Annotated in this window: 24 protein-coding genes and 1 other RNA gene; 6 read left to right on the top strand and 19 right to left on the bottom strand. The window is 69.8% G+C overall.

Annotated elements, in window-relative coordinates; translation table 11 throughout:
- Positions 1 to 140: 140 nt before the first annotated feature.
- Complete coding sequence (ileS, locus tag DPQ23_RS08005) at positions 141 to 3,098, top strand: isoleucine--tRNA ligase (protein ID WP_112874183.1); 2,958 nt, start codon at positions 141 to 143, stop codon at positions 3,096 to 3,098.
- Positions 3,099 to 3,147: 49 nt separating this feature from the next.
- Complete coding sequence (locus DPQ23_RS08010; protein ID WP_112874184.1) at positions 3,148 to 3,504, top strand: hypothetical protein; 357 nt, start codon at positions 3,148 to 3,150, stop codon at positions 3,502 to 3,504.
- Positions 3,505 to 3,523: 19 nt separating this feature from the next.
- On the opposite strand, the gene folE2 is transcribed toward DPQ23_RS08010, so the two are convergent.
- Both folE2 and DPQ23_RS08020 read right to left on the bottom strand, forming a co-directional pair.
- Positions 3,524 to 4,486 (bottom strand): GTP cyclohydrolase FolE2, encoded by a 963-nt coding sequence (gene folE2, locus DPQ23_RS08015; RefSeq protein ID WP_112874185.1) that lies wholly within the window; start codon positions 4,484 to 4,486, stop codon positions 3,524 to 3,526.
- A gap of 85 nt (positions 4,487 to 4,571) precedes the next feature.
- Positions 4,572 to 5,738: an aminotransferase class I/II-fold pyridoxal phosphate-dependent enzyme gene (locus DPQ23_RS08020; protein WP_112874186.1), complete on the bottom strand. Its 1,167-nt coding sequence runs from the start codon at positions 5,736 to 5,738 to the stop codon at positions 4,572 to 4,574.
- Positions 5,739 to 5,944: 206 nt separating this feature from the next.
- On the opposite strand from DPQ23_RS08020, the gene DPQ23_RS08025 reads away from it, so the two are divergent.
- Together DPQ23_RS08025 and DPQ23_RS08030 are read left to right on the top strand one after the other, a co-directional pair.
- Positions 5,945 to 6,916, top strand: coding sequence for a TerC family protein (locus DPQ23_RS08025; RefSeq protein ID WP_240602576.1), 972 nt, complete (start codon positions 5,945 to 5,947; stop codon positions 6,914 to 6,916).
- A 126-nt stretch (positions 6,917 to 7,042) separates the two neighbouring features.
- Positions 7,043 to 7,654, top strand: coding sequence for an inner membrane-spanning protein YciB (locus tag DPQ23_RS08030; protein WP_112874188.1), 612 nt, complete (start codon positions 7,043 to 7,045; stop codon positions 7,652 to 7,654).
- On the opposite strand, the gene DPQ23_RS08035 is transcribed toward DPQ23_RS08030, so the two are convergent.
- From DPQ23_RS08035 to DPQ23_RS08060, 6 genes are all read right to left on the bottom strand, one after another.
- On the bottom strand, positions 7,612 to 8,520 hold the full coding sequence (locus tag DPQ23_RS08035) for a DUF726 domain-containing protein (protein ID WP_112874189.1): 909 nt from the start codon (positions 8,518 to 8,520) through the stop codon (positions 7,612 to 7,614). The genes DPQ23_RS08030 and DPQ23_RS08035 overlap by 43 nt on opposite strands.
- A 242-nt stretch (positions 8,521 to 8,762) precedes the next feature.
- Complete coding sequence (rpmG, locus tag DPQ23_RS08040; RefSeq protein ID WP_017999830.1) at positions 8,763 to 8,930, bottom strand: 50S ribosomal protein L33; 168 nt, start codon at positions 8,928 to 8,930, stop codon at positions 8,763 to 8,765.
- 123 nt (positions 8,931 to 9,053) lie between these two features.
- On the bottom strand, positions 9,054 to 9,386 hold the full coding sequence (locus tag DPQ23_RS08045; RefSeq protein WP_162630684.1) for a PAS domain-containing protein: 333 nt from the start codon (positions 9,384 to 9,386) through the stop codon (positions 9,054 to 9,056).
- A gap of 148 nt (positions 9,387 to 9,534) precedes the next feature.
- Positions 9,535 to 9,929, bottom strand: an RNA gene (rnpB, locus tag DPQ23_RS08050) — RNase P RNA component class A.
- A gap of 56 nt (positions 9,930 to 9,985) precedes the next feature.
- A complete protein-coding gene (locus DPQ23_RS08055) occupies positions 9,986 to 12,379 on the bottom strand; it encodes an ATP-dependent helicase (RefSeq protein ID WP_112874296.1) in 2,394 nt (797 codons plus the stop codon).
- Positions 12,380 to 12,456: 77 nt separating this feature from the next.
- Positions 12,457 to 13,398, bottom strand: coding sequence for a DUF1223 domain-containing protein (locus tag DPQ23_RS08060; protein ID WP_162630685.1), 942 nt, complete (start codon positions 13,396 to 13,398; stop codon positions 12,457 to 12,459).
- Positions 13,399 to 13,661: 263 nt separating this feature from the next.
- Here DPQ23_RS08060 and acnA point away from each other — a divergent pair, with 263 nt between their 5' ends.
- A complete protein-coding gene (gene acnA / locus DPQ23_RS08065; RefSeq protein WP_112874192.1) occupies positions 13,662 to 16,445 on the top strand; it encodes an aconitate hydratase AcnA in 2,784 nt (927 codons plus the stop codon).
- Positions 16,446 to 16,917: 472 nt separating this feature from the next.
- Here the strand turns inward: acnA and DPQ23_RS08070 are convergent, their stop codons facing one another.
- From DPQ23_RS08070 to DPQ23_RS08110, 10 genes are all read right to left on the bottom strand, one after another.
- Positions 16,918 to 17,487 (bottom strand): DsbE family thiol:disulfide interchange protein, encoded by a 570-nt coding sequence (locus tag DPQ23_RS08070; protein ID WP_240602577.1) that lies wholly within the window; start codon positions 17,485 to 17,487, stop codon positions 16,918 to 16,920.
- Positions 17,480 to 17,626, bottom strand: coding sequence for a heme exporter protein CcmD (gene ccmD, locus DPQ23_RS15930; RefSeq protein ID WP_240602578.1), 147 nt, complete (start codon positions 17,624 to 17,626; stop codon positions 17,480 to 17,482). Before ccmD ends, DPQ23_RS08070 begins: the two co-directional genes overlap by 8 nt.
- Positions 17,623 to 18,348: a heme ABC transporter permease gene (locus DPQ23_RS08075; RefSeq protein ID WP_112874194.1), complete on the bottom strand. Its 726-nt coding sequence runs from the start codon at positions 18,346 to 18,348 to the stop codon at positions 17,623 to 17,625. Before DPQ23_RS08075 ends, ccmD begins: the two co-directional genes overlap by 4 nt.
- 41 nt (positions 18,349 to 18,389) lie before the next feature.
- On the bottom strand, positions 18,390 to 19,046 hold the full coding sequence (gene ccmB, locus DPQ23_RS08080) for a heme exporter protein CcmB (RefSeq protein WP_112874195.1): 657 nt from the start codon (positions 19,044 to 19,046) through the stop codon (positions 18,390 to 18,392).
- A gap of 37 nt (positions 19,047 to 19,083) precedes the next feature.
- Positions 19,084 to 19,731 carry a heme ABC exporter ATP-binding protein CcmA gene (gene ccmA / locus DPQ23_RS08085; RefSeq protein ID WP_112874196.1) on the bottom strand — a complete coding sequence of 216 codons (648 nt, stop codon included), beginning with the start codon at positions 19,729 to 19,731 and terminating at the stop codon, positions 19,084 to 19,086.
- Entirely contained in the window at positions 19,728 to 20,081 is a 354-nt protein-coding gene (locus DPQ23_RS08090; protein ID WP_112874197.1) for an Mth938-like domain-containing protein, read from the bottom strand. Before DPQ23_RS08090 ends, ccmA begins: the two co-directional genes overlap by 4 nt.
- A gap of 1 nt (position 20,082) precedes the next feature.
- Positions 20,083 to 21,075, bottom strand: coding sequence for a protein translocase subunit SecF (secF, locus tag DPQ23_RS08095; protein ID WP_112874198.1), 993 nt, complete (start codon positions 21,073 to 21,075; stop codon positions 20,083 to 20,085).
- A gap of 11 nt (positions 21,076 to 21,086) precedes the next feature.
- Positions 21,087 to 22,751 carry a protein translocase subunit SecD gene (gene secD / locus DPQ23_RS08100; RefSeq protein WP_112874199.1) on the bottom strand — a complete coding sequence of 555 codons (1,665 nt, stop codon included), beginning with the start codon at positions 22,749 to 22,751 and terminating at the stop codon, positions 21,087 to 21,089.
- Between the two features lie 7 nt (positions 22,752 to 22,758).
- Positions 22,759 to 23,097: a preprotein translocase subunit YajC gene (gene yajC / locus DPQ23_RS08105; RefSeq protein ID WP_112874200.1), complete on the bottom strand. Its 339-nt coding sequence runs from the start codon at positions 23,095 to 23,097 to the stop codon at positions 22,759 to 22,761.
- Between the two features lie 204 nt (positions 23,098 to 23,301).
- The gene (locus DPQ23_RS08110; RefSeq protein WP_112874201.1) at positions 23,302 to 24,477 is read right to left on the bottom strand and encodes a M20 aminoacylase family protein; all 1,176 of its coding nucleotides are present in this window, start codon (positions 24,475 to 24,477) and stop codon (positions 23,302 to 23,304) included.
- A gap of 59 nt (positions 24,478 to 24,536) precedes the next feature.
- Here DPQ23_RS08110 and mazG point away from each other — a divergent pair, with 59 nt between their 5' ends.
- Positions 24,537 to 25,355 carry a nucleoside triphosphate pyrophosphohydrolase gene (gene mazG, locus DPQ23_RS08115; protein WP_112874202.1) on the top strand — a complete coding sequence of 273 codons (819 nt, stop codon included), beginning with the start codon at positions 24,537 to 24,539 and terminating at the stop codon, positions 25,353 to 25,355.
- On the opposite strand, the gene DPQ23_RS08120 is transcribed toward mazG, so the two are convergent.
- Positions 25,352 to 26,158 (bottom strand): sulfite exporter TauE/SafE family protein, encoded by an 807-nt coding sequence (locus DPQ23_RS08120; protein WP_112874203.1) that lies wholly within the window; start codon positions 26,156 to 26,158, stop codon positions 25,352 to 25,354. The genes mazG and DPQ23_RS08120 overlap by 4 nt on opposite strands.
- Between the last annotated feature and the right edge of the window lie 170 nt (positions 26,159 to 26,328).

Here is a 26,328-nt window from a genome sequence, read left to right on the forward strand (position 1 = left end):
GCGGCGGCGCGGCGCGCTTTCTATAAGCGCGGCGATGCATTTCGCGGGCCGGGGCCATCCGACACGGCGCCCCGCGGCGCAGGCGTCCCTGCCGCCGGCAGGACGCCTGTCCCGACCGCCAGCCGAGGAGTCCGCCACCGATGACCGCGCCCGACACGATCGCCGACGCCCCGCGGACGGACAGCACGCCCGACTATCGCCCCACGGTGTTCCTGCCGGAAACGGGCTTTCCGATGCGGGCGGGCCTGCCCCAGCGCGAACCCGAATGGCTGGCCCGATGGGAGCGTCTGGGCGTCTATGACCGGCTGCGGACGCAGGCCGCGGGGCGGGCGCCCTTCATCCTGCACGACGGCCCCCCCTATGCGAACGGGCATCTGCACATCGGCCACGCGCTGAACAAGGTGCTCAAGGATTTCATCGTCCGCAGCCAGCAGATGATGGGCCGCGATGCCCGCTATGTTCCCGGCTGGGACTGCCACGGCCTGCCGATCGAATGGAAGATCGAGGAGGACTATCGCAAGCGCGGCCAGGACAAGGACGAGGTGGATGTCGTCGAGTTCCGGCAGGAATGCCGCCGCTTTGCCGAAGGCTGGGTCGCCATCCAGCGCGAGGAGTTCAAGCGGCTGGGCATCACCGGCAAGTGGGACGACCCCTACCTGACCATGGACTATCACGCCGAGGCGGTGATCGCGGCCGAGTTCATGAAGCTGCTGATGAACGGCAGCCTGTACCAGGGGTCCAAGCCCGTGATGTGGTCGCCCGTGGAACAGACCGCGCTGGCCGAGGCCGAGGTGGAATACCACGACCAGACCAGCCACATGATCTGGGTCCCCTTCCGGGTGGTGTCCCAGCACGCGTTCCCGGGTCTGGACGGCTGCATGACGACGGACCTGCTGGGCGCGTCCGTCGTGATCTGGACGACGACCCCCTGGACGATCCCGCAGAACCGGGCCGTGGCCTTTGGGCCGGGGATCGCCTACGGGCTCTACGAGGCCTCGGGCGACAAGGCCGGACACTATCTTCTGGCCGACGCGCTGGCCCCTGAGGTGTTCCGCGCCGCAAAGCTGGAACCCGAGGCCTGGCGCCGGGTGCGCGACGTGGGCGCGGACGAACTGGCCTCGCTGGTGCTTGCCCATCCCTATCGCGGGATCGAGGGGGGCGCGGGCGAATGGGACCATGACGTGCCGATGCTGCCCGGCGACCACGTGACCGAGGACGCGGGCACCGGCTTTGTCCACACCGCCCCCAGCCACGGCGACGACGACTATCAACTGGCGCTGCGCCACGGGCTGGCGATGACGCACAACGTGCTGCCGGACGGCCGGTATCGCGCCGACCTGCCGGTCTTCGGCGGTCAGGCGATCATCCAGCCGGACGGCAAGGAAGGGCCGGCGAACGTCAGCAACATCAAGGCGCTGGCGGCGCAATCTGCGCTGCTGGCCAAGGGCAAGCTCAAGCACAGCTATCCGCACAGCTGGCGGTCCAAGGCGCCGCTGATCTATCGCAACACGCCGCAGTGGTTCGCGGCCATCGACAAGCCGCTGGCCGACGGGCTGGGCGCGCATGGCGACACGATCCGCGCCCGCGCGCTGACCTCGATCGACCGGCTGGTGGACTGGACGCCGCCCTCGGGCCGCAACCGCATCTTTTCCATGGTCGAGAACCGCCCCGACTGGGTGCTGTCGCGCCAGCGCGCCTGGGGGGTGCCGCTGACCTGCTTCACCAGGCGGGGTGCCCGGCCGGACGACGCCGATTTCCTGCTGCGCAACGAGACGGTCAACGCCCGCATCCTTGCCGCGTTCGAGCAGGATGGCGCAGACGTCTGGTATCAAACGGGTTTCAAGGAACGGGTCCTGGACGGGATCGTGAACCCCGACGACTATGACCAGGTGACCGACGTGCTGGACGTGTGGTTCGACAGCGGCTCGACCCACGCCTTCGTGCTGCGCGACCGCGCCGACGGCAGCCCCGACGGCATCGCGGACCTCTACCTGGAGGGCACCGACCAGCATCGCGGCTGGTTCCAGTCCTCGCTGCTGCAGGCCTGCGCGACGACCGGCCGCGCGCCCTATCGGGGCGTGCTGACCCACGGCTTCACCCTGGACGAAAAGGGCATGAAGATGTCCAAGTCCCTGGGCAACACCATCGTCCCGGCCGAGGTCATCGGCCAGTATGGCGCTGACATCCTGCGCCTGTGGGTGGCGCAGGCCGACTATACCGCCGACCAGCGCATCGGCCCCGAGATCCTGAAGGGCACCGCCGACAGCTATCGCCGGCTGCGCAACACGATGCGCTACATGCTGGGCGCGCTCGACGGGTTCTCGGACGCCGAGCGGATCGAGCCTGCGGCGATGCCGGAACTGGATCGCTGGGTCCTGCACCGGCTGGCGGAACTGGACGCGCGCGTGCGGTCCGGCTATGGCGCCTATGATTTCCAGGGCGTGTTCCGGTCCCTGTTCGATTTCGCCACCGTCGATCTGTCGGCGTTCTACTTCGACATCCGCAAGGACGCGCTGTATTGCGACGATCCCGCCAGCCCGCGCCGCCGCGCGGCGCGCACGGTCCTGGACGCGCTGTTTGCGCGCCTGACCACCTGGCTTGCCCCCATGCTGCCCTTCACGACCGAGGACGTGTGGCTGGCCCGCCACCCGTCCGACGAGGACAGCGTGCACCTGCATGATTTCCCCGCCACGCCGGACGAATGGTTCGACGATCAGCTTGCGGCGAAATGGGACGCGGTGCGCCGCGTGCGCCGGGCGGTCACGGCCGCGCTGGAGCTGAAGCGCACCGACAAGACCATCGGCGCCAGCCTCGAGGCCGCGCCCGTCGTCCATGTCGAGGACGCGGCCACGCTGGCGGCGCTTCGGTCCGTGGACTTTGCCGATGTCATCATCACCAGCGCCGTCTCGCTGACCGCCGACCCTGCCCCGCCCGAGGCGTTCCGCCTGCCGGAAGTGCCCGGCATCGGCGTCGTGTTCGAGCAGGCGGCGGGCCAGAAATGCGAACGCTGCTGGAAGATCCTGCCCGACGTGGGCGAACACCCGCACCCCGCGACCTGCGCGCGCTGCGATGCCGCCCTGACGCGCGCGGGGCTGTAAAGGCCCGCGCCGTCCGCCCTGGAAGCCCCGCCCCCGAAAGGAGCCCGCCATGCTGGCCACCGTGCTGATCGTCGTGACCCTGGGCCACGCGGACGCGCCACATCTGGCGGTGACGCCCGCCGATGACGCGGCGGCCTGCGCCGCCAAGGCTGGCGCTGTGACGGCGGTGCTGGACAAGGCAGGGTTCGCCGTGGCCGCGGCGCGCTGCGTGCAGACCGAGCAGCGGTTCTCGGCCTATCGGCATGGGCCGGACGCCCCTGCGCCGGTTCACCCCTTTCGCGTGACCCTGCCGGCCCAGGGCGGCGCCACGGTCGAGGCGCTGGCCCGGCTGTCGGACTGTGACGCCGCGCCCGACGCCGATCCGGCGGTGTTCTGCGCCCTGTCCGCCCAGACCCTGATCGACTGACCGGACCGCCCGCCTGACGTCAGGCGCGCAGCCCGGCAAAGATCATCGGGTCGAGGCTGACCTGCGCGAATGTCGGCCCCTCGGTCAGCAGGCTGACGGCATCGTGAGAGTGCAGGGATTCCTGGTGGCTGGCCACGATGCGGAAATCCCCGATGCGCGGCTCGGCCAGCAGCTGCTGGGCAAAGGCCCGCACGGCATCCTCGACAAAGATCGGGTTGGCGGCGTTCAGTTCGGCAAAGGCCTGCTCGTCCTCGCGCTTGACCATGACCTGCGTCTCGGTCGCGACAGCCCGGCGGCACAGCGCGACCATGTCCTCGAACCACAGCTTCTCCTCGCCCTGCATCACGACCGAGAGGCGCGCGATCGACCGTTGCGAATGCGGCGTCGCCAGCTGCCCCCGGCTTTCGCGCGCGTGTTCGGACAGTTCCAGCGAGCAGGGGCAGGTCGAGGAATAGACATAGTCGAAATGCATCATCCGCAGGCGCTGTCCGGCCTGGTCCACCAGCTCCAGCGCGATATCGTAATACTGCCAGCCGCTCAGCCCCGACCGCAGCGAGGCGACCCGGACGGGATAGCTGAGCCGCATCTGGATGCGGGCATCGAAGGCGTCCAGATGCTGCTTGTAGTCATGGACCGCCGCCGCCAGCACCCCCAGCGAGAACTGCTTTTCCGCATGGGCATAGAACGACCGCATGATGCGCGACATGTTGATGCCCTTGCGGTCGGCGTCCAGGCTGACCGTGCCGGTCACGCTGGTTTCCAGCACGATCTCTCCGCCGTCGCGGGTGTGATAGCGGATCGGCAGGCGAAAGTTCGAGATGCCGACATGCTGGATCGCCGTCCGGGCGCCCACGATCAGGCTGGCCGGTCCGTTCTGCAGGTCGGGCAGGCTGTCCCTGTACTGGTCCGAGACGGTGAACTCGGCCGGATAGGCCCGGCTGAGCGCCGGATAGACGGGGGTCAGCGGGCGGTTCTGGGTCATGCGCGCGTCCTGTCGTCCTGGCGGGCCGCCGTCGGCACCGCGCACAATATGGGGCGGGCAGGCGGTCGGGGAAAGGTGCCGCGCCTCAGTTCCCCAGGGCCTGACGCAGATCGGCGATCAGGTCGTCCGGATGCTCCAGCCCGACCGACAGCCGCACCAGCCCGGGGGTGATTCCCAGCGCCGCCTGATCCTCGGGCGACAGGCGCTGGTGGGTGGTCGTGGCGGGATGGGTGGCGATGGATTTCGCGTCGCCCAGGTTGTTCGAGATCGAGATCAGCGCCAGCCGGTCCAGCGCCGCGAACGCCGCCTGCTTGGACCCGAGGTCGAAGGCGATCATCGTGCCGCCCGTGCCCATCTGGGCCATGGCCAGCGCGTGCTGGGGATGATCAGCGCGGCCGGGAAAGATCACCCGCACGCCCGCGTCCGCCAGCGCATCGGCCACCAGCGCCGCGCTGTCAGCCATCGCGCGCACGCGCAGGTCCATGCTGGCCAACCCGTTCAGCATGATCCACGCGTTGAACGGGCTGATCGCGCCCCCCGTGTGCTTGAGATACGGCTCGGCCACCTCGCGCACGAACTGGCGCGTGCCGCAGATGACCCCGCCGAGGCACCGCCCGCCGCCGTCCACGTGCTTGGTCGTCGAATAGATGACCACGTCAGCCCCCTGCTCGACCGCGCGGGAAAACACCGGCGTCGCGAAGACGTTGTCCACCACGACCAGGGCGCCGGCCGCATGGGCGATGGCGCTGATGGCCGCGATGTCCATCACCTCGAGCGTGGGGTTCGACACCGATTCGAAGAACACCGCCCGCGTGCCGGGCGTCACCGCCGCCTGCCACTGCGCCGCGTCAGTGCCGTCCACCAGCACCACCTCGACCCCGAAGCGCCTGAGGATGTCCAGCACATACAGGCAGGAGCCGAACAGCTGCCGCGCCGCCACGACCCGGTCCCCCGGGCGCGTCATCGCCATCAGGGCGCCGTTCACGGCCGCCATGCCCGATGCGGTGGCGAATGCGTCCTCGGTCCCCTCGAGGTCGGCGATCCGGTCCTCGAACATGCGGCTGGTGGGGTTGCCGTAGCGGGCATAGATGAACTCGTCCGGCCCGACCGACGTGAACCGCCCCTCGGCCTGGGCGGCGGTGTCGTAGACGAACCCCTGCGTCAGGAACAGGGCCTCGGCCATCTCGCCATACTGGCTGCGGCGGATCCCATGGTGGACGGCGCGGGTGCGGGGATGCGGCATGCGTGTCATGGCGCGGGGTTACTGCCGCAGCGCCCGCAACGCAACGGCGCAGCGTGGTGCAAGTCGGCTTCTGGGCGTGGTTTTCTTCCTTTCGATCCTTGATCCGATGGTCCGGCAGGCCATATGTCACGCAACCGGGCCCCTCTGGCGATCCTGCAGGGTCGTGATGTCGGTTGTTCAGATCATCCGAGGGGGCGACGGCTATGGACTTTTTCATGCAGCTTTTCCTGGGCCAGCCGGTCTGGATGTGGACGGGGTTCGTCACCCTGGTCCTTGCGCTTCTGGCGCTGGACCTGGGTGTGCTGAACCGCGGCGCGCACGAGATCGGCGTCCGGCAGAGCCTGCTGACATCGGCGTTCTACATCGCCGTGGGCGTGACCTTCGGCGGCTTTGTCTGGTGGCAGATGGGCGCGCAGTCGGCGGCCGAGTACCTGACGGGCTTTGTCGTCGAGAAATCGCTGGCGATGGACAACGTCTTCGTCATCGCAATGATCTTCGGCTATTTCGCCATTCCCCGCGCCTATCAGCACCGGGTCCTGTTCTGGGGCATCCTGGGCGTCATCGTCCTGCGCGCGATCATGATCGGGCTGGGCGCGGCGCTGGTGCAGCAATACGGCTGGGTGCTGTACGTGTTCGCGGCGTTCCTGGTGCTGACCGGCGTCAAGATGCTGGTTTCGGGCGAAGGGCACGGCGATCTGGCCGAGAATCGCTGGCTGGCGTGGCTGACGCGGCGCGCGCGGGTCACGTCCACGCTGCACGGCGAGCGGTTCTTCGTCCGCCAGGCCGACACGCGCGGTCGGCTGCGCCTGTACATGACGCCGCTGTTTCTGGCGCTGATCGTGATCGAGATCGCGGACCTGATCTTTGCCGTGGACAGCGTGCCCGCCATCTTCGCCATCACCACCGACCCGTTCCTGGTCTATACCTCCAACATCTTTGCGATCCTGGGCCTGAGGGCGCTGTACTTCGCCCTGGCGGCGGTTCTGCACCGGTTCGCCTATCTCAAGCCGGCGCTGGCGATCCTGCTGATCTTCATCGGCAGCAAGGTGTTCGTGGCCGACCTGCTGGGCATGGGCAAGTTCCCGCCCGCCTGGTCGCTGGGCATCACCGCGCTGATCCTGGGGGGCGGCATCGCGCTGTCGCTGATCAAGACGCGCAACGTGGACGGCAAGCTGCCCCATGCCTGACACCGGCCGGCGCCGGCGGGTGTATCCGCCGGCGCACGCCCTTCGTTGCGCCGGCCGTCCCGGGCGCTATGCTGAGCCATCCCGCGCCCGCCCCGGGCGCGCGCCCTGCCTGACCCGGAGCTTTGCATGCGCCCCGTTTCCCCCGTGCTGAAATCGACCCTGGAATACGGCCCGCTGCTGGTGTTCTTCGCGGTGTTCATGCTGCTTCGCGATCGCACGGTGGCGGTGGCGGGGCGCGAGCTGTCGGGGTTCGTCTTTGCGACGCTGGTGTTCGTTCCGATGCTTGTCGCGTCCACGCTGGCGCTGTGGGCGCTGACCCGGCGCCTGTCGGTGATGCAGGTCATGACGCTGGTTCTGGTGGTGGTCTTCGGCGGCCTCAGCGTCTGGCTGAACGATCCGCGCTTTTTCAAGATGAAGCCGACGATGATCTATCTGCTGTTCGCAGGGCTTCTGGGGCTCAGCCTCGGATTGCGGCGCAACTGGCTGGGCGCGGTGCTGGGCGACGCGGTGCCCCTGCGCCCCGAGGGGTGGCGCGCGCTGACCCTGCGGCTGACGGGGCTGTTCGTCGCGCTGGCCGTGGTGAACGAGGTGGTGTGGCGCACCCAGTCGGACAGCGTCTGGGTCAGCTTCAAGACCTTTGGCCTGCCGGTGCTGATGGTGCTGTTCTTCGTGGCGAACGCGGGGCTGTTCACGCGCTATGCCGCCGGCGACAGCGAAACGGGCGCCGGCCGCGACTGAGCGCGCGCGCCCAGCAGCCGCGACCAGCGCGGCGCCGGGTGGTCGGGCAGCGTGGCCCGCAACACCCGCAGCGGCAGCCGGTCGGGCCCCGCCAGCGCCGCGCGATACAGCTCGAACACTCCGGGCGCCATATAGGGCGACCAGTGACAGGCCCGGCTGGGCCGGTGGTCGATGGTGAAGCCCAGCGCCGCCAGACCCGCCCGCGTCGCGGGGTCGTCGATCTGCACATCCACCCAGTTGCGCCGCGGCTGCGACAGGCCGAACCCCAGCGCCCGGCCCCGGCCCGCCGTCAGGATCAGCTCGAACCCAAGATCGAAAGGGTCGTTCTCGCGCGAGGTCACGTTGATGACCTCGGCCAGCAGGCCGGCCGGGCTGGCGATGGCCGCGTCCGCGCGGTCGCGCAGCTCTGCGGCCGCCAGCAGGACCAGCCGCCCGACCGTGCCCGGCGCCGCACGGCACAGCGCGGCCAGCGCAACGCGCGCGCCCAGCGAATGCCCGATCAGCGCCACCGGCCGCCGGGCGGTGACGGCCAGCCGGTCGATCAGCGACGCAAGCTCTGCCCCCACGTCCGAGGCGCGCGCATAGGCCGACCGTAGCCCGCCATCGGACGGCCACCCCAGGGCCACGGCCAGCCCCTCGGGCCCGTCCGCCGTGAACCCCAGGCCCGCCGGCCACGAGACCACGCGACGGGTGTGGGGGTCGGGCGCAAGGGACAGGATGTGGCGGTGGGGATCGCGGTCGCGGGCGCCGGGGCGATAGCGATAGCCGTGGATCATCACCACGATCGGCGCCCCGGCCGGCAGCGCCGCCGCCTGTGCCAGCAGGCCGTCCCGGTCCTGCGCGTCGTTCACTGCCATCAGCGCCATCGCGCCCCCGCAATCCCGCCCCTTGTGGCGTCTGTGGGCCAGTGTGGCGACGAGGACGTGACGGCGGCGTGAGGGTTGTGTGAAGGATGGCGGCGGCCGTCAGGGCGCCGGCCCGGCGGGGGGCAGCGCCGTCCGGGTCACGAGGCCCTCAGCCCGACGGACCACGCCGCGCGCCCATGCGAAAAAACCGCGCCCGGCGGGCACGGTTCTGCACAAGCCAAGACATCAGCCGAAGGCCGATCCTACTTGATCTTGCCTTCCTTGTACTCGACATGCTTGCGGGCGACCGGGTCGTACTTGTTGACCGTCATCTTCTCGGTCATCGTGCGGGCGTTCTTCTTGGTAACGTAGAAATGCCCGGTCCCGGCGCTCGAGTTCAGACGGATCTTGATCGTCGTCGGTTTCGCCATTGGTCCTGCTCCTCATGGGGCGCGCGACACAGGCCGCGGCGGGTTCACCCCGTCAATTCGTGAAGCCCGCCTTTTACGCGGGCGCGGGCCGAAGTCAACCGGCTTTCTGCAACCCCTGCCCCCCTACGCCCGAAGGACGCACAGGATCTTGGCGACCCGTCCGATCTCGTCCTCGATCGGGGTCAGGGTCGCCGTGGACGACACCGAACGCTTGCAGTTCAGGGTGATCCGCATCGTCTCGCCCGCGGCGGCATCCGCAAGGGCCGCGTGCAGTTCGTCGCGGTTGGCATGGGGCCACAGCTCCCACCAGAACCGCCCGTTCGGGACATCGACCATGCCGGCGGCCAGGCACGCCATGCCCGCCGCGTTGATCTGTGTCACGCGCCCGTCCGGGTCCATCAGGATGACGGGCTGGGTCAGTTGCCGCATCAGCGCCAGCGCCAGGGACGTGTCCACGCCACCGGCGCAAGGAACGGAAGCGGTGTCGAAACCCGTTGGGTCCTGCAGCATCGTCGCCCCCCGCAATCGTTTGGATGCTGAAACTCGGACCAAGGTAGCAGATGGTTCCCGAGCGCGGTAATCTTTTTCAGCATCTTGACAAAGGTTGCACGGACGGCCTGTAAGCCGGGTTCTGTCCGGGGGCGAGCCCCCTGGATGACCATTCCTCTGGCCCCGCCGTTACCGACGGGATCAAGCTGCCAACCCGGATCTGCTGGGGCGCAGGCGGCCCTGCGGGGTTGCCCCCGCGCGCGATCCCTATTCGGCATTGCTCCCGGTGGGGCTTGCCGTGCCGGTCCGGTTGCCCGTCCCGCGGTGGGCTTTTACCCCACCGTTTCACCCGTTCCCCGACGGTGTCCGATTGCTCGGGCCGGGGTGGTCTGTTCTCTGTGGCGCTTTCCCTGGGGTTGCCCCCGCCGGGCGTTACCCGGCACCGTGCCTGCATGGAGCCCGGACTTTCCTCGACGAGGCACGCCCCGCCGCGGTCATCCAGCCGTCCGCGCAGGCCCGCAGATAGGCGGGTGGCGCCACCGGGTCAAGGCGGGCCGCGCCCGCGATCAGAACGGCACGTCGTCGGGCGCCTGTGTCGCCGGCTGCACATAGGCGGCCTTGATGGTCTTGAACCCGGCCGGAAACTCGACCGTCAGCGTGTCCTCGGCGATGCCCCTGATGGTGCCGGTGCCGAACTTCTGGTGGAACACGCGGTCCCCCACGCTGAACCGCGCGCCCGGCGCCGCGTCGATCACGACCGGCGTCCGATGCACCGGCTGCGCGCGCGCGCCGGCGCGGTCCTGCATCCGCTTCCACCCCGGCGAGTTGTACACATCCGCCCGCGCGGCCTTTTCGTGCATGGCCGAGGCGGCAAAGGGTTGCGCCGCCGCCCCATAGCCGCCGCCGTAAAGCCCCGGCGGGGTCAGCACGTCCACATGCGATTCGGGCAGCTCGTCGATGAACCGCGACGGCAGCGAGGATTGCCACTGGCCATACATCCGCCGGTTCCCGGCAAAGCTGATCGTCGCCAGCGTCTCGGCGCGGGTCAGGCCGACATAGGCCAGCCGCCGCTCCTCTTCCAGCCCCTTCAGGCCCGATTCGTCCATGCTGCGCTGGCTGGGAAACAGTCCGTCCTCCCACCCCGGCAGGAACACGATGGGGTATTCCAGCCCCTTGGCGGCGTGCAGCGTCATGATGCTGACCTCGTCGGCCTGCTCGCCCTCGGACGCATCCATCACCAGCGCCACGTGTTCCAGGAACCCCTGAAGGTTGTCGAAGGCCTCCAGCGCCTTGACCAGTTCCTTGAGGTTGTCCAGCCGCCCCGGCGCGTCCGGCGACCGGTCGGCCTGCCACATCGCGGTATAGCCCGATTCGTCCAGGATGCGCTCGGCCAGATCCACATGGCTGACCCTGCTGTCCAGGGCGTCCGCGTGCCAGCGGCGCATCCCCTCGACGAACAGGCGCAGCGCCCCTGCCCCCTTGCCGGTCAGCGCGCCATTGGCGACGGCCGCGGCCGCCCCCTCGATCAGCGACAGGCCGCGCGAGCGGGCTTCGCGCTGGATGGTCTGGACCGCCTTGTCGCCCAGGCCCCGCTTGGGGACGTTCACGATCCGCTCGAACGCCAGATCGTCGGTCGGGCTGACCGCCAGCCGGAAATAGGCCATCGCATCGCGGATTTCCTGGCGTTCATAGAACCGCGGGCCGCCGATCACGCGATAAGGCAGGCCGATCGTCATGAAGCGGTCCTCGAAGGCCCGCATCTGGTGCGTGGCGCGGACCAGAATGGCGATGTCGTTCAGGTCGCGCTTGCCGAGGGCGTGGCGGTGGCCGCCGTGAAAGGCCTCGATCTCCTCTCCGATCCAGCGGGCCTCGGCCTCGCTGTCCCAGTGGCCGATCAGGCGCACCTTTTCGCCGCCCTCGGCCTCGGTCCACAGGGTCTTGCCCAGCCGCCCCTTGTTGGCGGCGATCAGCCCCGAGGCCGCTGCCAGGATGTCGGGGGTCGAGCGATAGTTCTGCTCCAGCCGGATCACCTGGGCGCCGGGAAAGTCGGCCTCGAACCGCAGGATGTTGCCGACCTCGGCCCCGCGCCAGCCATAGATGGACTGGTCGTCGTCGCCCACGCAGCAGATGTTGCGATGCGCCGATGCCAGCAGCCGCAGCCACAGGTACTGGGCCACGTTGGTGTCCTGGTACTCGTCCACCAGGATATAGCGGAATCGGTCCTGCCACTGGGCCAGCACGTCGGGATGGGCCTGAAAGATCGTCACGCAATGCAGCAGCAGGTCGCCGAAATCGACCGCGTTCAGTTCCAGCAGCCGCCGCTGATAGGCGGCGTACAGGCGCGCGCCCTGGCCGTCATAGGCCTGCCCCTCGCCCGCGGGCACGCGGGGCGGGGTCAGGGCGCGGTTTTTCCAGTCGTCGATCAGCCCCGCCAGCATCCGCGCCGGCCAGCGCTTTTCGTCGATGTTGTCGGCGGCGATCAGTTGCTTCAGCAGCCGGATCTGGTCGTCGGTGTCCAGGATGGTGAAGCTGGGCTTCAGGTGCAGCCCGTCCCCGCCGACCAGCTCGGCATGGCGGCGCAGGATCTTGACGCTGATCGAGTGGAACGTGCCCAGCCACGGCATCCCCTCGACCGTCTCGCCCATCAGCCGGGCGACGCGCTGCCGCATCTCGCGCGCGGCCTTGTTGGTGAAGGTCACGGCCAGGATACGGCCCGGCGTGGCGCGGCCCAGCGTCAGCAGATGGGCAATGCGCGCGGTCAGCGCGCGGGTCTTGCCGGTGCCCGCCCCCGCCAGCAGCAGGACAGGGCCGTCCAGCGTCTCGACCGCCTGCCGCTGCGCGGGGTTCAGCCCGTCCAGATAGGGCGTGGGCCGCGTTCCCATGGCCCGCTGCGACAGCGGAACCCGCGCGGTTGCGGCCGCTGCCGCCTGGAATGCGTCGCTGTCGTCAAACTGGCTCATGCCCTGCACCATAGCGGCTGACGGCGGAATCGCAACAATCGCGTTCCCGTTCTGTTCACTATCGCCGAAACGATCCGTCAGTCCAGCCGCACGGCCGCCAGGATCGGGCCGGGCAGCGCGCCCGGCAGGCTTTGCTGTGCAAGGATGGCGTGCCGGGTGCCGGGCGGAAAGCGCCCGTCGGGCTGGGCGCCGGGCGTGACCGTCAGGCGCAGGGGGGTGCGGGCGTCCCACTGGTGCAGGGTCTCGGCCCCCAGCACGATGTTGGCGTAATCGACCGTGCGGCCGCGGTTCTCGCCGGCGCGGATCGTGACGGACCTGTGGTCGGCATAGCGGATCAGCGTCACGGACACTCCGCCCGGGATCGCGGCGCGCGGCATCAGGTCGATGACATACTGCCCGTCCTGCCCGCTGGCGGTGACGCTGACGGCCGGGGGGCGCGCGGCATGCTCGTCGATCAGCGCGACCAGGGTCGCGCGCTGGACGGTGATCAGCGTGTCCTGTCCGTCCACGACGATCTGCGGCGTATAGACGCCATGCTCGCCGGCCACCTCGGCATAGGCCTGCTGGCGGGCGGTGTGTTCGGGGCGGGCGAAATCATCGGCCCAGCCAAGGTAATCCCAGTAATCGACGTGCCAGGCCAGCGGCAGGATATCGGGCCGGTCGGCCAGCGCCGCGACCAGCGCATCCGCGGGCGGGCAGGACGAACAGCCCTGCGCCGTGAACAGCTCGACCACCACCGGCGGCATGCCCGCGGGGCCGCGCGCCTCGGGCGCGGCAAGCGTGGCCGGGTCGGACGGCAGGGCCTGCGGCGCCAGGGACATGTAGCCGCCGACGTCCAGGGTCGAGTCGCCCTCGGGCGCCTGGATGACGGCAATGCCGCCCTCGGTCAGGCCGTCGTCCTGCGCCGACACCGGACCCGCCAGCGCGACCGCGGCCGCCAGCAGCACCGCGCGCCCCGACCCGGCGCGGCGGCGAAGAACGCCGAAGGACGCGCGGGCGAAGAGGGGAAAGGGGATCATCATGACCCTCGGTGTTTAGGCTCGCGGCAGGGGCGGGCCAAATCAACGATGCGTTAGGATGGCGCGATCCGGCAGCCCATGGCCGATGGCCCGTCGAAACCCCGACGCCCCGGCTTGCATCACGGGCCGCCAATGTATACTATGGCATACAATACCGGCGAGCACCCCTGTCTGCCGCAGTCCGCGTCTTGTGCGGGCGCGGAAAACCGGGCAAGCGGGAGGCGTCGTCAGCCCTGTTGCCACCCACCCGAGGAAGCACCGCCATGCCGATCGTCACCGGAACCGATACCGCCAAGACCCGCCGCGACCTGACGGTTGGCGGGCAGACCGTCGCCTATTACTCGATCCCCGCCGCGACCGAGGCGGGCCTGGGCGATTTCTCGCGCCTGCCGGCCGCGCTGAAGGTCGTGCTGGAAAACATGCTGCGGTTCGAGGACGGCGGCTTCACCGTGTCCACCGACGACATCCGCGCCTTCGCCGACTGGGCCGTGAACGGCGGCAAGTCCGCGCGCGAGATCGCCTATCGCCCGGCGCGCGTGCTGATGCAGGACTTCACCGGCGTCCCGGCGGTCGTGGACCTGGCCGCGATGCGCGACGGCATCAAGGCGCTGGGCGGCGACGCGCAGAAGATCAACCCGCTGAACCCCGTCGATCTGGTCATCGACCATTCCGTGATGATCGACGAATTCGGCACCCCCCGCGCCTTTCAGCGCAACGTGGAACTGGAATACCAGCGCAACATGGAACGCTATCAGTTCCTGAAATGGGGCCAGGGCGCGTTCAACAACTTCCGCGTGGTGCCGCCGGGCACCGGCATCTGCCACCAGGTGAACCTGGAATACCTGGCGCAGACCGTCTGGACCGACACCGACCAGACCGGCGCCACCGTCGCCTATCCCGACACGCTGGTCGGCACCGACAGCCACACCACGATGGTCAACGGCCTTGCCGTCCTGGGCTGGGGCGTCGGCGGGATCGAGGCCGAGGCCGCGATGCTGGGCCAGCCGATTTCCATGCTGATCCCCGAGGTCGTGGGCTTCAAGGTCACGGGCGCGCTGCGCGAGGGCGTGACCGCGACCGACCTGGTGCTGAAGGTCACCAAGATGCTGCGCGACCACAAGGTCGTGGGCAAGTTCGTCGAGTTCTACGGCGCGGGCCTGGACAACATGCCGCTGGCAGACCGCGCGACCATCGCCAACATGGCCCCCGAATACGGCGCCACCTGCGGCTTTTTCCCCGTGGACGGGGAAACCCTGCGCTATCTGCGCCAGACCGGCCGCGACGATGACCGCATCGCGCTGGTCGAGGCCTATGCCAAGGCCAATGGCATGTGGCGCGACGACAGCTATGCGCCGGTCTACACCTCGACGCTGGAACTGGACCTGGGCGAGGTGGTGCCCGCGATTTCCGGTCCCAAGCGCCCGCAGGACCATGTCGCGCTGGATGCAGCAGCCCAGACGTTCAAGGAGTATATCCGCAGCCTTCCCCCGGCGCCCACGGCCCCTGCCGCCCAGAAGGCGAAGATGACCGCCGAGGGCGGCGCCCCGGCGCCGGCGCCCGAGGACATCCCCGGCGGCGACCGCGACGGCATGCTGGCGCGTGGCCGGGTCGAGGGGCAGGACTATGTGCTGCGCGACGGCTCGATCGTGATCGCCTCGATCACGTCCTGCACCAACACCTCGAACCCCTATGTACTGATGGCGGCCGGCCTTGTGGCACGCAAGGCGCGCGAACGCGGCCTGACCCGCAAGCCGTGGGTCAAGACCTCGCTCGCGCCGGGATCGCAGGTGGTCGAGGAATACCTCAAGGCCGCGGGCCTGCAGGAGGACCTGGACGCGCTGGGGTTCAACCTGGTCGGGTTCGGCTGCACCACCTGCATCGGCAACTCGGGCCCGCTCGCGCCCGAAATCTCTCGGTCGATCAACGAGAACGACCTGGTCGCCGTGTCGGTGCTGTCGGGCAACCGCAACTTCGAGGGGCGGATCTCGCCCGACGTGCGCGCCAACTACCTCGCCTCGCCGCCGCTGGTCGTGGCCTATGCCATCGCGGGCGACATGAACATCGACATCACCCAAGAGCCGCTGGCCATCGACAAGGACGGCAATCCGGTCTACCTGCGCGACCTGTGGCCCACCTCGCGAGAGGTGTCGGAGCTCGTGGACCGCATCGTGACGCGCGAGATGTTCCAGACCAAGTACGCCGACGTGTTCAAGGGCGACGAGCGCTGGCAGGCGGTCGAGACGACGGACAGCGAGACCTATGACTGGCCGCCGACCTCGACCTATATCCAGAACCCGCCCTATTTCCAGGGCATGGCGCGCGAACCGGGCGTCATCTCGGACCTTGAGGGCGCGCGGGTGCTGGCGGTGCTGGGTGACATGATCACCACCGACCACATCAGCCCGGCGGGCTCGTTCAAGCCCGCCACCCCCGCGGGCCGCTATCTGACCGAGCGCCAGGTCGCGCCCGCCGACTTCAACAGCTATGGCTCTCGCCGCGGCAACCACGAGGTCATGATGCGGGGCACCTTCGCCAACATCCGCATCAAGAACGAGATGCTGGCCGGGACCGAGGGCGGCTACACCAAGGGGCCGGACGGCACGGAAACGTCGATCTATGACGCGGCAATGGCGTGGAAGGAGCGGGGCGTTCCGCTGGTGATCATCGGCGGCGTCGAATACGGCGCAGGCTCCAGCCGCGACTGGGCGGCCAAGGGCACCAACCTGCTGGGCGTCAAGGCCGTGATCGCCGAAAGCTTCGAGCGCATCCACCGCTCGAACCTGGTCGGCATGGGGGTGATCCCGTTCGAGTTCACCGGCGGCGACAACCGCCGCACGCTGAACCTGACGGGTGACGAGGTGATCTCGATCTCGGGCCTGGCCGAGGGCTTCCGCCCGCTGGCGACGGTCCCGGCGACGATCCGCTATGCCGACGGCACTGAAAAGACCATCCCGCTGAAGGCCCGCGTCGATACCGAAGTTGAAATCGACTACCTGAAGAACGGCGGCGTGCTGCACTACGTGCTGCGCAACCTCGCCAAGTCCTGATCGGCCGGCCTTGGGGGCGCCCGGGCGCGCCTGGGCCAGAACCGATGCCACACGGCCCCCTGCGCCCTTGCGCGCAGGGGGCCGTGTCACAGGACAATGATGAAGATCCGGCGCTTGCGGTCTGCCGTCCGCAACGGACGATCCCATCTGCAAGGGGCACGGGCGGGGACAACCTTTGCGGCGGCGACGGCGCCGACGGCTTTGTCTTTACCCGCGGCCGCAACGTGATCCGCGAAACGGCGACGACGATAGCGACGTGCAAAGCTTCACCCTGTCGGGCTGGTCGGCCGTGCGGTCAGACCTGACCCGGCAGGGCGCCGAGGTCGTGTTCCCATATGGCACGCACAGGCTGCGGATCGAGGACACAGCCGTCCCGCGCCGCGACACCGACGACGTCCTGGGGCGAGACGGCCGAGATCATCGACAACGGCGGCGGTCCCGCGGGGCCGCATCCTGCCGGGCCGACCGGCGGTCAGTCGGCCGCGGCCGTGCCCTGGGCCGCCGCCGCGGCCAGTGCCTTGTCCAGTTCCGGGCGGAACCGCTGGCGGTAATCATCCCCGACCAGTGGCCCGGCATGGCGGAACAGCACCCGTCCCTGCCCGTCCAGGATGAAGGTTTCGGGGGGCGCGGTCACGCCCCACTCGATCGCGGTGCGCCCCTGCGGGTCGGTTGCGATCTTGGCAAAGGGGTTGCCGTGCTCGGCCAGGAACCGGCGGGCCTGCGGCTCGGGGTCCTTGAGATCGACGCCCATGACCGGGATTCCCTCGGCCGTCAGGGCGGTCAGCGTCGGGTGCTCGGCCCGGCAGGGCGGGCACCAGCTGGCCCAGAAGTTGACCAGCGTCACCTTGCCGGTCCGCAGATCGGCGTCGGTCAACTGCGCGGTGCCGGGCAGCCCGGTCGTGGGCACCGCCGGCGCCTGCTGTCCGATCAGGGTCGAGGGCAGCGCGGTCGGGTCGTCCCGGTTCATGCCCCACAGGAACATGCCCGCCAGCGCGGCAAAGGCCAGCGGCGGCAGCGCGACCAGGGGCGAGACCCTAGCCACGGTTGCGCTCCACCTGCTCCAGTGCGCGGCGGGCGCGGGCGTCGGCCAGCAGCGTCTGCACCACCATCCCGGCCAGCAGCGCCAGCGACACGCCCCAGGCGGCCAGCACCGGGCCTGCATATTTCCCCAGTTCGATCATCCCCGCACCTCGCGCGCCAGCAGCGCCGCCGTGCGGCGGCGGCGGATTTCCGTGCGCGTGCGGATCAGCAGCAGCGTCACGAACAGCAGAAAGAACCCCAGCATGCACAGATACAGCGGGTATTTGTAGGTGGGGTCCACCCGCTCGCCCGCCTTGACCGACAGCGATGCGCCCTGGTGCAGCCCCTGGTTCCAGAAGTTCACCGCATAGCGCGACAGCACCGCGAAGACCGAGCCGACGAGGCACAGCACGCCGGTCAGATCGGCGGCGCTATCGGGGTTGTCCACCGCCGACCACAGCGCGATATAGCCAAGATAGAACAGGAACAGGATCAGGAAGGCGGTCAGCCGCGGGTCCCATTCCCACCATGTGCCCCACATCGGCTGGCCCCAGATCGCCCCGGTCAGCAGCGCGATCACCGTCATCACCGCGCCCACGGGGGCCGCCGCCTTGGCGGCCAGCGCGCTGACATGGTGCCGCCGGATCAGCCAGATCAGCGAGGCGGCCAGCATCATCACCCAGATGTTGATCGCCATCATGGCGGCGGGGACATGCAGGAACATGATCTTGACCGTCGAGCCCTGCTTGTAGTCCTGCGGCGTCAGGAACCCCCAGACCAGCCCCGCGCCCAGGCACAGCGCCGCGCCCGCGGCGACCCACGGCAGGATCGCGGACGAGGTCCGCATGAACTTGACGGGGTTGGCGTATTCCCAGATCGACATGGTGCTTCCTTAGCCGCAGGCCGGGGCCGCGGAAAGCCCCCTCACCGCAGGTTGACCCGCAGCGCCGCGGCGGCCGCAAAGGGCATCGTGGCCAGCACCGCAAGGGTGATCCCCGACAGAAACACCAGCGGCGTCGCCCCGTCGGCCCCTGCGGCCCCGCGTCGCACCGCCTCGGCCCCGAAGATCAGCGTGGGCACGTACAGCGGCAGGACCAGCAGGGACATCAGCAGCCCGCCCCGGCGCAGCCCCACGGTGATCGCCGCGCCGAACGCCCCCAGCATCGACAGCGCGGGCGTGCCCACGCCCAGCGACACCAGCAGCCAGGGCTGGGCGGCAGCCGGCAGATGCAGCAGCACGCCGAAGACCGGCGCCGCCAGCACCAGCGGCAGTCCGGTGGTGATCCAGTGGGCCGCCGCCTTGACCAGAACCGCGCCCTCCAGCGGCAGGGGGGCGGTGGCCAGCAGGTCGAGACTGCCGTCCTCCCAGTCCAGGGCAAAGATTCGGTCCAGCGACAGCAGGCAGGCCAGCAGCGCGCCCACCCACAGGATGCCCGGCGCGATCCGCGCCAGCGTTCCCCCTTCGGGGCCGACGCCAAAGGGCACCAGCGTGCAGACGATCAGAAAGAACGCCAGCCCCAGCCCGAAGCCGCCCCCCGCCCGCGTGGCAAGCCGCAGGTCGCGCATCAGCAAGGCGATCATCGGCGGCCCCCCGCAGGCGGACGCCGGCGCAGGCGGGTCATGCGAAGGCCTCGTCGAACCCGGCGGGGGCGCGGGTGCGCCCCGGTCCCGTCGGGCCGCCGTCACCCGCACGATGCGGGCCCAGATCCAGCACCCGCGCCTCGGGCAAGGCCAGATCGATATGGGTCGCCATCAGCGCCGAACCGCCGCCCCCGAGATGGGCGCGGATCACCGCCGCAAACAGCGCGACCGAGGCCGTGTCCAGCGAGACGGTCGGCTCGTCCAGCACCCAGACGGGCCGACCCGTGACCAGCAGGCGGGCCAGCCCCAGACGACGCTTCTGCCCCGCCGACAGCATCGCCGCGGGCCGGTCGGACAGCCGCCCCAGGTCCAGCGCCGCAAGCGCCGCGCCCGGGCCCGGCCCGCCGAACACCTGCGACCAGAACGCCAGGTTCTCGGCCACCGTCAGCGCGGATTTCAGCCCGTCGGCATGGCCGGCATAGGCGATTGCATCGGGGTCGGCGGTCACGGTCCCCTGAACGGGCGGCTGCAAACCCGCGACGGTCCGCAGCAGCGTCGTCTTGCCGATCCCGTTCGGGCCGCGCAGGATCAGGGCCTGCCCCGCGTCCAGATCGAACCCGATGCCTTCGGCCACGCGCCGCCCGCCCCGCGCCACCGCCAGGTCGCGGACCGACAGGCGCGTCACACCGGGATCAGCGCGCAGGCCACGCGCCGCCCCTCGGACAGCGTCACGTTATAGGTGCGCGCAGCGGTGGGGCTGGCCATCGCCTCGACGGGGACGCCGGCGTCCTCGAGCGTCCGCATCAGGGCCGCGGGGGGGCGGCCCATCTCGGCGCCCAGGCCCAGGAACAGGACATCCACCTGCCCGGCCAGCGTGGACAGGGCGGCCATGTCGTCCAGCCCCCCCCAGGCCCGCGCGCCCGCCGCAGTGGCGATCACCGGCCCGCGCCAGACCTGGCCCGCAACGCGGAAGAACCCCGGCCCATAGCCGTCGACCGACACCGCGCCGCCGAACTCGGTCGGGGTTATCGCCATGTCAGGGCGCGTCCTGGAACGGTGTGCCGTGCGTGTCGCTCATCTCGGGCTTGTCCTTGGCCGGCTTGGACCAGTCGCGCTTGACGCCAAGCCACAGCACGATGTTCTTGGCGACGTAGATCGTCGAATAGCAGCCGACGAACACGCCCCACAGCATGGCGAAGACAAAGCTGCGGATCACGTCGCCGCCCAGCACCAGCAGGGCGGTCAGCGCGATGGCGGTGGTCACGGCGGTCATCACGGTGCGCGACAGGGTCTCGTTCGTGGTCAGGTTCAGCACGTCGATCAGCGGCATCGTCTTGAACTTGATCAGGTTCTCGCGCAGCCGATCGAACACGACGACGGTGTCGTTGATCGACGTGCCCAGGATCGTCAGCAGCGCCGCGATGGTGGTCAGGTCGAACTTGATCTGGAACAGCGAGAAGATCCCGATTGTCAGCAGCACGTCGTGGATCAGCGCGAAGACGCCGCCCACCGCGAACTGCCATTCAAAGCGCAGCCAGATATACAGCAGGATCCCCAGCGCCGCCGCGCTGACCGCATAGACGGCGGTCATGATCATCTCGCCCGACACCTTGGGGCCCACGGATTCCACCGCGGCAAAGGCGATCTGAGGATCGACCGTCTTCAGCGCCGCCTCGATCCGGTTCAGCTCCTCGGGCGTGACGGACCCCGTCTCGTTGGTGGCGCCGATGCGGATCTGGGCCACGTGCCGGTTCTCGCCAAAGGTGGGGTCGAACACCTCGGTGATCGAGACGTCGCCCACGCCCAGCCCGTCCAGCGCCTGACGATAGTCGGCCACCTCGAACGCGGTCGGGCTTTCGGTGCGGATGGTGGTGCCGCCCTTGAAGTCGATGCCGAAGTTCAACCCCATCGTCATCGTGACGATGATCGAGGCGACCATCAGGGCGCCCGAGATGCCGAAGCTCAGCCACTGCCAGCGGAAGAAGTTGATCCTGGTGTTCGCGGGAACCAGTTTCAGACGGAATGCCATGTCAGGTCCCCTTACAGTTCCAAGGCCGTCGGCCGGCGCCATTGCAGCCAGACCACGATCAGCAGCCGCGTCAGATAGATCGCGGTGAAGACCGAGGTGACAAGGCCGATGGTCAGCGTCACGGCAAAGCCCTTGACCGGGCCCGAGCCCAGGAAGAACATCACGAGGGCCGCGATGAAGGTGGTCACGTTCGCGTCGATGATCGCGCTCATCGCCTCGTTGAAGCCGTCGTCGATGGCACGCACGACGCCCTTGCCCGCGCGCAGTTCGTCGCGGATGCGTTCATAGATGATGACGTTGGCATCGACGGCGGTGCCCACCGTCAGCACGATCCCCGCGATGCCGGGCAGGGTCAGCGTCGCCCCCATCGCCGACATGACGGCCAGGATCAGGATGACGTTGACCGTCACCGCGACGGACGCAAAGACCCCGAACAGCCCGTAGCTGGCGATCATGTAGGCCACGACGCCGATGGTCGCCACGGTCGCGGCGGTCTTGCCGGCATCGATGCTGTCCTGCCCCAGTTCCGGGCCGATGGTGCGTTCCTCCAGGAACGTCATCTCGGCCGGCAGGGCGCCCGCCCGCAGCAGCACGGCCAGCTGGGTCGAGGAATCGACGTCCATCGAGCCGGAAATCTGCCCCGAGCCGGTGGTGATCGCCTGGCGGATCACCGGGGCCGAGATGACCTGGTTGTCCAGCACGATGGCGAAGGGCTGGCCGATGTTGGCCGAGGTATAGGCCCCGAACCGCTTGGCGCCCGAGGGGTTGAACCGGAAATCGACCGCCGGCTGGCCGTTCTGGTCAAAGCTGGGCCGGGCGTCGGTCAGGTCCTCGCCGGTGACGACGGGGGCCTCGGCCAGCGTGTAATAGACGCCCGTCTCGTCCAGCGACGGCAGGATGATATTGCCCAGACCGGGGCTGGCGTTCGGGTCGGTGCCGCGGCCCACGACCGGATTGAAGGTCAGCTTGGCCGTGGTGCCGATCAGCGCCTTCAGTTCCTCGGCCGATCCGATGCCGGGAACCTGGATCAGGATGCGGTCCTTGCCCTGGCGCTGGATGGTGGGCTCGCGGGTGCCGACCTCGTCCACCCGCCTGCGCACGATCTCCAGCGACTGCTGGATGGTGCGGTCGTCGGTTGCGGCCTTTTCGGCCGCGGACAGGCGCACGATCAGGGTGCTGCCGCGGGCGGTGATGTCCAGGTCCGACTGCCCCGCGCCGCTGAGCGACACGACCGGCGTCGCCAGCGTGCGCGCGATCTGCACGGCCTGGGCCATCTGGTCGGGGTTGCCGATCTCGACGTGCAGCTCGTCATCGGGGCCGGGAACGCGGCGCACCGCGCCCACCACGTCGCGCTGCGCGGCCAGCGCCTGGCGCAGCTCGGGCCACAGCGCGGTCATGCGCGACTTGTAGACGTCGGCGACATGGACCTCGCCCAGCAGATGAGCCCCGCCGCGCAGGTCCAGCCCCAGGTTGACCAGCGACGAGGGCAGCCAGTCGGGCCATTGCGCCCGCGCGGCCGCCTGCTCGGGCGTCTCGAACCCCGCGGTTGCGGCGGCGGCGACGGCATCGTTGTGCGCCTCGACCCGCGAATAGAACAGGTTGGGCATCGCATACAGCAGGCCCAGCCCGACCAGCCCCAGGATGACCAGCCGCTTCCAGAACGGGATGTGCAGCATCGCGCCGTCAGCCGTTCGCAGCCACGGGCGTGCCCGGCGTGATGACACTGGCGATCGTGCCGCGCACCACGCGGACACGGACGCCCTGCGCGATCTCGACCTCGATCTCGTCGTCGCGGACGGCCGTGACCTTGCCCAGAAGGCCGCCCTGGGTGACGACCTGATCGCCCTTCTTCAGCGCCGCGACCATCGCCTTGTGCTTGGCGAACTTGCGCTGCTGGGGGCGCAGGATCAGGAAATACATGATCGCGAAGACCAGCAGCAGCGGGATGAACTGGGCGAACGCGGCGGCGCCGCCCGCGGCCGGCGCACCGGCGGCCTGAGCGAAAGCGGGGGAAACGAACATGGGCGATCCTTCACATGGCCTGCGGGCGGCCGCGGCGGCGAAAGGCCCCGCGGCGGATTGCGGCGCAACCTAGTCGCGGGCCGCAGTCTTGTCCAGAAAGCCCCGCGCCGCCGCCGGTCACGCCTGCGCGTGCCATGGGCCGCGCGGGGGGACCATGGGCGGCACCGGCCGCGCCCTGGCCTGCCCGTTGCCCGCGCGCGTCGGTCAGCCCAGCGGCTGCGCGCGCTCGACCAGTCGCGCGAAGAAGCTGGCGCCGATGGGCGCGATCTCGTCGTTGAAGTCATAGGCGGGATGGTGCAGCCCCGCGCCCGGACCCTGCCCCAGGAACAGATAGGCGCCGGGCCGGACCTGCAGCATGTAGCTGAAGTCCTCGGCCCCCATCTCGCGCCCCGCCTCGGCATCCACCTGCGCCTCGCCCGCGACCTCGGCCGCGACCGAGGCCGCCAGCGCCGTCGCCTCGGGGTCGTTGACCGTCGCCGGGTCGCCGATCTTGTAGTCAAGCCGCGCCTCGACGCCATAGGACGCCGCCTGCCCCGCCACGATCTGCTGCATCCGCTGCCTGACCATCGCCTGCACCGCCGGATCGAAGGTGCGGACGGTCCCGTTGATGAACGCCGTGTCGGGGATGACGTTGTGCGCGGTTCCGGCGTGGATCTGGGTGACGGACACGACCAGATCGTCCACGGCCTTGTGGTTTCGGCTGACGATGGTCTGCAACGCCTGCACGATGCCGGCGGCGGCGATCACGGGGTCGGCCGTCTCGTGCGGCATGGCGCCGTGGCCACCGCGCCCCGTGATGTGGATGTCGAAGGCGTCCACCGCCGCCATGATCGGCCCCGGCGTCGTCTGAAAGCGGCCCAGCGGCTGGTTGGGGCTGTTGTGCAGCGCAAACACCTGCGTGATGCCGAACCGGTCCATGATCCCCTCGTCGATCATGACCTTCGCGCCGCGCCCGCCCTCCTCGGCCGGCTGGAAGATCAGCGCCACCCGGCCCGAGAAGTTGCGCGTCTCGGCCAGGTACTTCGCTGCGCCCAGCAGCATCGTGGTGTGTCCATCGTGGCCGCAGGCATGCATCTTGCCCGGCGTGCGCGAGGCATGGGCCGCGCCCGTCGTCTCGGTGATGGGCAGCGCGTCCATGTCGGCCCGCAGCCCGATCGTCGGCCCGCCCGCGGGGTCCAGGCCGCGGCCGTTGATGATCGCCACCATGCCGGTCTGCGCGATGCCCTCGTGCAGCTCGTCCACGCCGATCTCGCGCAGGCGGTCCGCGACAAAGGCCGCGGTCGTGCCAAGGTCGAACTGCAGCTCGGGGTGCTGGTGCAGGTGGCGGCGCCAGGCGGTCATCTCGTCGGCATAGCCGGCGATGCGGTTCAGGACGGGCATGGTGGACAATCTCGCGCGGTTTTTGTCAGGTGAGGCCAGTCCATCCCAGACAGGGCCCGATGTCCATGACCGACGCGCGCGACGAAACCGAACGGCTGATCGCCATCATGGCCGCGCTGCGCGACCCGGCCACGGGCTGTCCCTGGGATGTCGAGCAGGATTTCGCGTCCATCGCCCCCTATACCATCGAGGAGGCGCACGAGGTCGCGGACGCCATCGCGCGGCAGGCCTGGGACGAGCTGCCGGGGGAACTGGGCGACCTGCTGTTGCAGGTGGTGTTCCACGCCCAGATGGCGGCCGAGGCGGGGATGTTCGATTTCGCCGACGTCGCGCGGGCGATTGCCGACAAGCTGGTCGCGCGCCACCCCCATGTCTTCGGCGACGAATCGCGCGACAAGTCGGCCGCGCAGCAGGTCCGCGACTGGGAGGCGATCAAGGCGCAGGAACGGGCGGCCAAGGCCGAGGCGGGCGTGCTGGACGGGGTGGCGCTGGGCCTGCCCGCGCTGACCCGCGCGGTCAAGCTGCAGAACCGGGCGGCGCGCGTGGGCTTTGACTGGCCCGCGACCGATCAGGTGCTGGACAAGCTGGCCGAGGAGACGGCCGAGCTGGTCGCCGCCCGCGACGCGGGCGACCGCGCCCATCTGGCCGAGGAAATGGGCGATCTGCTGTTTGTCGTGGCCAACCTGGCGCGGCACCTGGAGATCGACCCCGAGGAGGCGTTGCGCGCCGCCAACGCCAAGTTCACCCGCCGCTTTCGCGCGATCGAGACGGCGCTGGCCGCGCAGGGCCGCCGCCCCGAGCAGTCGAGCCTGGCCGAGATGGACGCGCTGTGGGACGCGGCAAAGGTCGCCGAGCGCGCCTGGACGGAACGAGCCTAGAACAAGGCCTTGCGCAGCATGTTCAGGGCCACCACGCCCAGGAACAGCGCAAAGATCCGCTTCAGCCGCGCAGGCTCGGTCCGGTGGGCCAGCGTCGCCCCCCAGGGCGCGGTCAGCGTGGTCATGACGATCACCACAAGAAACGCGGGCAGGTTGACCGACCCGATCGTGAACGGCGGGGCCAGGGCCATGGGCACGAACAGGAAGGTCGCGACCGAGGGGATCGCGATCAGCGCCCCAAAGCCCGCGGCCGTGGCCACCGCGTGGTGGATCGGCCGCCCGTGCAGCGTCATAAGCGGCACGCCGAGCGACCCGCCCCCGATGCCCAGCAGCACCGAGACAAAGCCGATCGCCGCGCCGTAAAGGCCGCGGCGGGGGCCGGTCGGCATGACCTCGGCCACGCGCCAGTGCGCCCGGCCAAGCCCCATCCACAGCGCGATCAGGATCACCAGCACGCCGAAGATGGCCTGCAGCGTGGGGGTGCGCAGCTGCGCCACCGCCGCCACGCCGCCCACGGCACCGGCCCCGATCGGCAGCGCCCAGCCGCGCAGGATGTCCCAGTCCACCACGCCGCGGCGGTTGTGCGCCATGACCGACCGCGCCGAGGTGACGATGATCGTCGCCAGCGAGGTCGCAAGGCACATCCGCATCAGCTCGTCCGAGCCATAGCCCGCGGCGCCAAAGAGCGAGACGAAGGCAGGGACCAGCACGATCCCGCCGCCGACGCCCAGCAGCCCCGCCAGGATGCCGGCGAAGGCGCCGACGGCGGCCAGGGTCAGGATCAGGGGGATCAGATCGGTCATCGGCAGGCTCCGCTGGCATGGCGCGGGCTTAGCCCGGCGGTCGCCCGGACGCAAACAGGCGCGCGGGACAGGGGCAAGGCAGGCGGACGGCCGGTAGAGCCGGCACGAGGCCATGCGGGGCGGCGCGCTGCGATGCCGTCCGGCAGAACGGCGGGGTGCGGATCGCGCGC

The sequence above is a fragment of the Paracoccus endophyticus genome (assembly GCF_003286075.1).
GTDB lineage: Bacteria > Pseudomonadota > Alphaproteobacteria > Rhodobacterales > Rhodobacteraceae > Paracoccus > Paracoccus endophyticus.